This window comes from Mesorhizobium sp. FG116 (assembly GCF_057809835.1).
Window position 1 is genome coordinate 1 of record NZ_JBMDKS010000103.1, and the last position, 2,122, is coordinate 2,122.

Below are 2,122 nucleotides of genomic sequence, written 5' to 3' on the forward strand. Positions count from 1 at the left end.
ACGTCAATTAAAAAATATGTTATTACATGACATGGCTACATCGACCTGTGGAGCTTGCCCATCGCCTTTGCGTCGGCTGACAAGGAATCAGCGTCTGGTGCTGGAGACGATCCGGCGGGCGGACAGGCCGGTCGGCGCCTATGAGATTCTTCGGGAGTTGCAGACGTCAGGCTTCCGGTCACCGGTGCAGGTATACCGCGCGACGGAGAAGCTGATCGCCAGTGGCGCGATACACCGCGTGGAGAAGCTCAACGCCTTCGTGCCTTGTTCGCATCCCTATCTGCATCTGCATGGCCACCTGCTGACCGTGCTGGCGATTTGCGGTCGTTGCGGGAAGGTCACCGAGCTTCAGGGCGGAGCCGTCGAGCGGGAGATCAGCCAACTGGCCGGCCGCGCCAATCTGACCGTCACCGATGGCATCGTCGAGATCAATGTACTTTGCAACAGATGCATGGGAGCCGCCGGCCAGGAAAAGCGCTCAACCTAACCGGGAGGGCTTCTCAAACGACTTTGGCTTTAGCTGCCATTTCAGGGACGGTTGCGGCCGTGGGCGCCGTGGGGCGAATTGTCCACGCTATGGGGAACCCAACGTTGACGAGTTCGTCGCGCAGGAGTTCGCCGAAACAGACGCGGCGCTAGCGCGATCGTCGAAGCTGCTCAGCCCCGCCGCCGTCGCATCGACGCGACTGGTAGGACGATAATCGACTGGCCGTGCTCTACGACGAGGACTGGAACGAGGGCGGGCCAAGCCATATTGCCTATCTAATCCGCATAATCTTTCGGGCCTGCCATGTTGCGGAGGCTTTCGGGGGGCGCAAATCACCTTCGCAGCTGAAGGAATCACCTACGAAATTGGTCCGCAGGATAGCGACCTGATGCCTGAATATCGCCGGGCAAACCTGGCTTTTGCCGGATCTGCTGCTATCGCCGAATCATCGCAGAAACCCGTCGGCTTCGAATTCTTCCCAACCCTGCAATTTCCGATGTGGGTCCTCGTCAGTGTCGATATGGACGAATTCTGCCGTGCCGCCTTTCTTGCGCGACCGTGTCAGGGCCGCCTTTCCGGCGGCTCTGCGTCGGTTTTCCGCTGCGGTCAGCGCGTCTTGGTCGCGCCACAGTGTAACGAGGTCGCGGTCCAGGACGTCCTCGACGTGACGAGGGTCAAAAACGTGAAACGTAATCTTCCTGGCGCGTCCACGAAGTTTCACCGTGCGCGTTCCCGCACTCCGCAGGCGTCCGTCGTTGAGCCATCGATGTCGTTCGGTCGCAGAGATGGCGAGGATGTCCTCGATCTCGCGAGGAATGACAGGCAGGCCTTCGATATCCTGCATGGCTTTTGCCACGATCATCGACGCCGTGAGGAAATCGCCCTCGGAACCTTCCGGCATTCGCAGAGCGAGGGTCCGCGCGTCGACATGCAGGAACTTCTTCGCCGCTGACGGAAGGCGGGCACGCACTTCCAGAAAGATGCCTCTTGTGCGGACCGACGATCCCAACGTGGCGGCCGACGAGAGCTTCCATTCTTCGACCAGTTCAGCGGCCGTATTCGTCGCGCGCGTGGGCATGCCCTTAAATAAGTATTCTATCCATTGAGGTGCAACACGCCGGATCACGAAGCGCAACATCACAGGCCAGCACCTGTCCCAGCCGCAGCGCGGGGCTCCATGGCGGAGCAAAGTGCCCTCCATTTTACGGCCTACGGCGCCGAGGTGTTGATGCCAAGGTCGCAAGCGATGCGATTCCTGCGATCGATGCGATGGTCACGAGCGGGCGCATAGGCAAATATTCGACCCTGGAGATGCCCTTATGCCGTGCGCCGCTCTCCATGGGCATCAAATCGCGACGGCTGCCGAGTCGGACGGCGACAGCGCGCGTGACCTCAGCGCCGAACAGGAATATCGCCGAGGAATAGAACACCCATAGTAGCAGGACGACGAGGCTTCCCGCGGCGCCATAAGACGAAGCGATCGCGCTCGTTCCGAGGTACCAGCCAATAAGGGATTTACCGACCGTGAAAAGAACCGCGGTCACGGCGGCGCCGAACCGCACGTCACGCCAAGAGAGCGTACGATCGGGCAAGATCTTGAAGATCGCGCCGAAAAGCAGGGCGACCAGGATCAGC

General features: G+C 60.4%; 3 protein-coding genes. 1 reads left to right on the forward strand and 2 read right to left on the reverse strand.

Features of this window, described 5'->3' with window-relative positions; translation table 11 throughout:
- Positions 1-487, forward strand: a 487-nt coding sequence (locus tag ACODTY_RS23865) for a Fur family transcriptional regulator (RefSeq protein WP_488996657.1), incomplete at its 5' end; no start/stop codon positions are given.
- 445 nt (positions 488-932) lie between these two features.
- On the opposite strand, the gene ACODTY_RS23870 is transcribed toward ACODTY_RS23865, so the two are convergent.
- Both ACODTY_RS23870 and ACODTY_RS23875 read right to left on the reverse strand, forming a co-directional pair.
- A complete protein-coding gene (locus ACODTY_RS23870) occupies positions 933-1,565 on the reverse strand; it encodes a hypothetical protein (protein ID WP_488996658.1) in 633 nt (210 codons plus the stop codon).
- Positions 1,566-1,689: 124 nt separating this feature from the next.
- On the reverse strand, positions 1,690-2,122 hold a 433-nt coding region (locus ACODTY_RS23875), incomplete at its 5' end, for a YihY/virulence factor BrkB family protein (protein ID WP_488996659.1).

Coding starts and splice junctions, on each gene's coding strand:
- ACODTY_RS23870 (WP_488996658.1), bottom strand. CDS start 1,565: ATGCCCACGCGCGCGACGAATACGGCCGCTGAACTGGTCGAAGAATGG.